The sequence below is a fragment of the Micromonospora psammae genome (genome assembly GCF_036902725.1).
GTDB lineage: Bacteria > Actinomycetota > Actinomycetes > Mycobacteriales > Micromonosporaceae > Micromonospora.
In genome coordinates this window covers 1-6,002 of the sequence record NZ_JBAKHM010000052.1, presented here as the reverse complement: position 1 = coordinate 6,002, position 6,002 = coordinate 1, and the positions used below count along the sequence as shown (strand labels likewise).

The following is a 6,002-nucleotide window of genomic DNA, read 5'->3' as shown; positions in this document are numbered from 1 at the left end:
CTTCGCCGCGCAGTACGCGGTGGCGTCGGAGACGGCCTTGATCCCCAACGTCGACGCCACCGTCACCACCGTGCCGTGCGAGCGCTCCAGGTACGGCAGCGCGGCCCGGACCACAGCGGCGGTGCCGAGCAGGTTGATGGTGACGATGCGGTCCCACGTCGCTCCGTCGACGTCGGCGAGCTTGCCGGGCACGTCCATCCCGGCGGCCGTGACCAGCCCGGTCAGCCCGCCGGCCTGCTCGGCGAGTCGCCGGGTCGCCTCCTCGGCGGCCCGGGTGTCGGCCAGGTCGCACTCCACCCACGGCACCCCGTCCGCCGGCGCCTGCCGGTCCAGCACGTACGGCCGCCCGCCGGCCTTGGTCACCGCGGTCACCACCGCCGCGCCGAGCCCGCTCGACCCACCCGTGACCAGTACCGCCTTACCGTTCAGATCCCTGCTCATCGTGCTCCCTTGACCAGTCGGGCGCCGCGCGACCGCGCGGCGGTGATGGTGGCGGTGGTGGACCGGCCCGCCAGATACGGCACGGTCACCACCCGGCCGCCCCAGCCGCGGACCAGCTCGGCCTCGGGCAGTTCGGGGGCGCCGTCGCCGGCGTAGTCGCCGCCCTTGACCCAGACGTCCGGACGCAGCCGGGCCAGCGCCGTCTCCGGGGTGGCCTCGTCGAAGACCAGCACCGCGTCGACGCAGTCCAGCGCGGTCAGCAGCCGCGCCCGGTCCGCCTCCGGGTTCACCGGGCGCTCCGGGCCCTTGAGGGCCCGCACGCTGCGGTCGGAGTTGAGGCAGACCACCAGGCAGTCGCCGAGCCGTCGGGCCGCCTGGAGGGTGGCGACGTGCCCGGCGTGCAGGATGTCGAAGCAGCCGCCGGTGGCGACCACCGTGCCGCCGTCGGCCCGTACCCGCGCCACCAGCTCCTCGGCGGCGGCCGGCCGCCGCGCGGTGGCCGGCTCGCGGTCGCCCCGGGCCAGTCCGGCGGCCCCGCCGGCGGCCACGTACGCCGACGCGGCGGCGACCGCCTCCTGCACCGCCTCGGAGGTGAGCGCACCGGCGGCGAGGGCGGTGGCGGCGGTGGCGGCGAACCGGTCCCCGGCGCCGCAGGTGTCCTCCACATGGTCCACGTCGGACTCCGGTGGCACCACCAGCGGGGTGCCGCCGGAGTGGCAGAGCACCGCCCCGTCGGCGCCCATGGTCACCGCGACCGCGCCGACCCGCCACCGCCGGCGCAGTTCGTGCCCGGCCCGGGTGGCGGTGGAGAGCGGGGAGCCGGCGCCGGCGTCGCCGGTGAGCTGGCGCAGCTCGGCGAGGTTCGGGGTGGTCAGCCGGGCGCCCGGGACCGCCACCGGTCCCTTCGGGTGCGGGTCCCAGACCACCGGCGCGCCAGCGTCGGCGACCGCGGCCCGCAGCGCTGGCTGCCGCAGCAGCCCGCGGCCGTAGTCACTGACCAGGATGGCGCCGGCCGAGGCGAGCGCCTCCAGCGCCGCCTCCGGCGGCTCACCGGGCGTCGACGGGGCGCCGCCCCGGTCCAGCCGCAGCAGGGTCTGCCCGCCGGCGCGGAGCCGGATCTTCTCCGGGGTGGCCCCGGTGAGTCGGAGCGGGCAGAGGCGTACCCCGGCCCGGGTGAGCAGCTCGGCGATCCGGGCGCCGGCGGCGTCGTCGGCGAGCGCCGTCACCAGTACGACCTCCGTGCCCTGGGCGGCGGCGAGCAGCGCGGCCAGCCCGGCGCCGCCGGGCCGGTCGGTGGCGCGGCGCTCGTCGAGCACCGGTACGGGCGCGTCGGGACAGATCCGGTCGACCGTGCCCTCGACGTCCCGGTCCAGCAGGGCGTCGCCCACGACCACCAGCGGCCCGCTCACGACGGGCACCCCCGCCGGCTCGGCCCGTGCCCGTTCGCACCGGCGCCGTTGGCAACGGAGCCGTTGGCGCCGTGCCCGTTCGGGCCGTGCCCGATCGCGCCACCCGTGGGGGAGCCGCCCCCGTTCAGGCCGTGGGCCTGCCCGCCGGACCCGGCGCCGACCGCCCCCGCCAACGCCCGGTCGGTCGGGGCGTTGGGCAGCCGCCCGGTGAGGGCGATGGTCCGCGGCCTGGGCGCCGTCGCACCCGGCAGCCGGCGCACCAGCGGCAGCGCCTCGTCGACGTACTCGCAGAGCAGGTGCAGCGAGACCAGGTGCAGCTCCTGCACCACCTGGCTGTCGGGCGAGGGAACCGCCAGCACGTCGTCGCAGACCCCGGCGAGCGGGTTCGGCGTCGGACCGGTGAAGGCCCAGCAGCGCACCCCGGTCTCCCGTGCCGCGTCGACCGCCCGGAGCAGGTTGGCGCTGGTGCCGCTGGTGGACATCAGCAGCAGGATGTCGCCCTGGCGGCCGTGGGCGCGGACCTGGCGGGCGAAGATCTCGTCGTAGCCGTAGTCGTTGCCGATGGCGGTCAGCGCGGAGGTCTCGGCGTGCAGTGCGATCGCGGAGTACGGTTCGCGGTCGTCGCGCAGCTTGCCGACCAGTTCGGCGGTGAGGTGCTGTGCCTCGGCGGCGCTGCCGCCGTTGCCGGCGACGAGCAGCCGGCCGCCGCCGGAGAGCGTCCAGGCCAGTTCGGTGCCCCACCCGGCCAGGCGCTCGGCGACCCGCCGGTACGGCATCAGGGCGGCGGCCAGCCCGGACAGGTGCACGTCGAGCGGGGACATCTGCTCACCCATCAGGCCACCGCCGGTGCGACGCGCCCGGCGGTGCTCACCGCCGCGTAGACCGCGCTCAACTGCTCCGCGCAGCGTTTCCAGGAGTACCGGCTGCGGATCCGGTCCAGCGCCGCCGTGCCGTACGCGAAGAGACGGACCCGGTCGGCGAGCAGCCGGCGGATCGCGGTGCCCAGCGCACGCGGGTCACGCGGTGGCACCAGGTCGCCGGTGAGCCCGTCGACGACGGTGTCGGCGATCCCGCCCACGTTCGTGCCGACCACCGGGAGACCGCAGGCCATCCCCTCCAGCGGCGTCAGCCCGAACGGCTCGTACCAGGGGGCGGCGACCAGCACGTCCGCCGACCGGTACCAGGCACCCATCTCCTCCCGGGGGACCGCGCCGACCAGCTTGACCCGGTCGGCGACCCCGCACGACTCGGCGAGCGCCCGCAGCCGGCGGGCGAAGGCGTCGGCCGGCAGCAGCTCCGCCGGGGGTCCCCCGACCACCACGCACTCGGCCTCCGGCACGGCGGGCAACGCCCGGACGACGTCCTGGAAACCCTTGCGCTCGACCATCCGGCCGACCGTGATGATCCGCTGGCGGGCCGGGTCGCGTGGGGCGGCCGGCCCGTCGGGGCGGAACATCTCCTGGTTGACCCCGGACGGGACCAGCGTCATGTTCGACCTCGGCACGCCCAGGCGGACCAGCTCACCGATCTCGTCCTGGCACTGGACGATCACCCGGTCGGCGGCTCGTCCCAGCGCGCGTTCGTAGCCGGTCCGGCCCGGTGGACTGGTGTCCCGGGCGCCCTGGTGGCGTCGCTTCACCGAGCCCAGCGCGTGGTACGTCAGGACCACCGGGGTGTTGGTGCGCCGACCGGCGTGCAGGGTGGCCAGCCCGCTCATCCAGAAGTGGGCGTGTGCCACGTCCGGCCGCCACCGGCCGTGGCTCCACTGTTCGGCCATCCAGCGGCCGAACTCGCCCATGTACGGCAGCAGCTCGTCCTTCGGCACCCGCAGCGCGGGGCCGGCGGGCACGTGCAGCACCTGGTAGCCGGCGGAGGCGGCCACCACGTCCGGCAGGTCGGAGGAGTCCCGGCGGGTGTAGACCCGCACGTCGTGTCCCTCACCGGCCAGGGCCGCCGCCAGTTCGGCGACGTGGGTGTTCTGCCCGCCGGCGTCCTCCTCCCCGAGGACGGCGAGAGGGCTGGCGTGCTCCGAGATCATCGCGATGCGCATGTTTCCTCCTCCACAATCCGGTCCCAGTCGGCGAGGAACCGGTCGAGCCCGAAGCGTTCCTTCGTCACCTCCCGCGCCCGCGCACCCAGCCGGTACGCGGCGTCGCGGTCCTCCGCGAGCCACCGCGCCGCCTCGACCAGCGTGTCCACCCGGGTGGCGAGCACCCCCGCGTCGGGTGGCACCGCGTCCACGGCCTCGGTGGTGGCCAGCGCGACGACCGGCATGCCGATCGTCATCGCCTCGATCAGGCTCAGCCCGAGCGAGGTCCAGCGGCACAGGTGCAGGTACGCCCGCCGCCGGGCCAGCTCGACGTGCATGACCCCCTGCGGCAGGTCGTCGTGGCTGGCGACCCGCTCCTCGGGCAGGCCGAGCCGCTGGGCGAGCCCGGTCACCCCCATGCCGAAGACGTCCAGCGGGGCGACGTCGGCGAAGCGGGGCATCAGGTCGGTGCCGGTGACCCGCCAGCGCCGGATCGGCTCGTTGGTCACCACGGCCAACCGGTTCAGCTCACCGGTCCACTCGACGGCGGGCGGCACGATGCCGTGCTCGACGACGGCGGTGCGGGTGCCGCCGTTGTCCCAGAAGAGTTCGTTGAAGTGGGTGACGTGGGTGAGCAGCAGGTCGTCCCGGTCGGCCATCGGGTGCCGGGTGTTCGGCACGTCGCCCTTGGGGGTGTTGTGCTCGACGTAGACCGCCGGCACGTCCCGGCCGGGTCGGCGACGCAGCCACCGCTCGGCCAGCTCCAGCTCCTCCGGGCGTTGCAGGAGCACCAGGTCCACGTCCGCGCCGGCCAGCTCCTCCGGGGTCACCTCGACGGCGCTGTCCGGCCAGGGGTAGGTGCGGGCCCGGCCGAGCCCGTACGGCCCCCGGTCGGGGGTGACGGGCACCAGGTAGCGGTGCCGTCCGTGCACGAAGGACGTGGTCCAGGAGCCGTGCACGTGCCAGAGCAGGACGTTCATGACCCTCCTTCAGCTCGCGGAGTTCCTCAGGTGGTGAGCAGGCGGACCGCGGCGACCACCTCGTCCGGGTCGACCTGGGTGAGGCAGGGGTGGCCGGCCGTCGGGCAGCGGGTGGCGCGGCTGCCCCGGCAGGGCGCGTCGGCGTCGCCGAGGCGGACCAGCGGCACCCGGTACGGCGCCCACTGGCCGAAGGGGACGGTGGGGGCGAAGAGGCTGACCACGGGGACACCGACGGCCGCGGCGAGGTGGGCGGGACCGGTGTTGCCGACCACCACGCAGCGCGCCCCGGCGAGGACGCCGGCCAGCTCCGCCAGCCCGGTGCGCCCGCCGAGGTCGGTGCCGCCATGGGCGGCGACCCGGGAGGTCAGCGCGGTCTCGGCTGGCCCCCCGGTGACCACTACCCGGTAGCCGGCCGCGGTAAGCCTGGCGACGATCTCGGCGCAGCGCTCCGGCGGGCAGGCCCGGGCCGGCACCGACGCGCCGGGGTGCACCACCACGTAGGGCTCGTCCGGGACGGCGACGGACGGCACGTCGACCCGGAGCCGGTGGTCGTCGTCGGCGGGCAGCCCGAACCCGGCCGCCGCGGCGAGGGAGAGGGCCCGCTCCGGTTCCGGCACGCCGGCCGGCACCCGGTGCCGCACGTCGAGCAGCGAGCCGGGGTAGTCGTCGCTGATCGCGCTGATCCGCGCCACACCGGCCATCCGCAGCAGCAACGCGAGCGGCAGGGCGGACTGGTGGAAGGAGGTGAAGATGACGGCCTCGTCGGCGCCGACGGTGGCGAGCCGGTCGGTGAGGCGGCGGATGTCGTCCGGGTCGACGGGCGCGGGGTCCCCGTCGATCCAGGGCAGCGGCCACTCGATCAGCTCGTCCACCCCGGGCAGCAGCGCGGCGGCGCCGCGCCCCCGGGGGCCGTGGAGCAGGACGACCCGCTCCGCGCCGGCGGCGACGGCGCGGATCGCCGGGCCGGTGACGAGCACGTCCCCGGCGGAGTCGCTGCGGACCACCAGGACGGTACCGGCGCGGCGCGGCGCGGCCGGCCGGACGGCGGCCATCCGGCGCAGGATCTCGTCGACGGCGGTGGGCAGGTCGGGGGCGACGTGCGGGGCGGCGGACACCTCCTCGGGCCGGGTGACCGGGGTGGGC

At 76.4% G+C, this 6,002-nt stretch carries 6 protein-coding genes; all 6 read right to left on the bottom strand.

Translation table 11 applies throughout. The annotated features are described in order from the left end of the window. The coding region (locus V6U79_RS29630; RefSeq protein WP_442933837.1) for an SDR family NAD(P)-dependent oxidoreductase at positions 1 to 441 on the bottom strand (441 nt) is incomplete at its 3' end. Further along, positions 438 to 1,850: a PfkB family carbohydrate kinase gene (locus V6U79_RS29625; protein ID WP_334616713.1), complete on the bottom strand. Its 1,413-nt coding sequence runs from the start codon at positions 1,848 to 1,850 to the stop codon at positions 438 to 440. The genes V6U79_RS29625 and V6U79_RS29630, both read right to left, overlap by 4 nt. Then, positions 1,847 to 2,683 carry a D-sedoheptulose-7-phosphate isomerase gene (locus V6U79_RS29620; RefSeq protein ID WP_334616712.1) on the bottom strand — a complete coding sequence of 279 codons (837 nt, stop codon included), beginning with the start codon at positions 2,681 to 2,683 and terminating at the stop codon, positions 1,847 to 1,849. The genes V6U79_RS29625 and V6U79_RS29620 overlap by 4 nt, the downstream gene beginning before the upstream one ends. Next, a complete protein-coding gene (locus V6U79_RS29615) occupies positions 2,683 to 3,900 on the bottom strand; it encodes a glycosyltransferase (RefSeq protein ID WP_334616711.1) in 1,218 nt (405 codons plus the stop codon). Before V6U79_RS29615 ends, V6U79_RS29620 begins: the two co-directional genes overlap by 1 nt. After that, positions 3,885 to 4,859: a glycosyltransferase gene (locus tag V6U79_RS29610; RefSeq protein ID WP_334616709.1), complete on the bottom strand. Its 975-nt coding sequence runs from the start codon at positions 4,857 to 4,859 to the stop codon at positions 3,885 to 3,887. Before V6U79_RS29610 ends, V6U79_RS29615 begins: the two co-directional genes overlap by 16 nt. Positions 4,860 to 4,885: 26 nt before the next feature. Then, the coding region (locus V6U79_RS29605) for a glycosyltransferase family 9 protein (RefSeq protein WP_334616708.1) at positions 4,886 to 6,002 on the bottom strand (1,117 nt) is incomplete at its 5' end.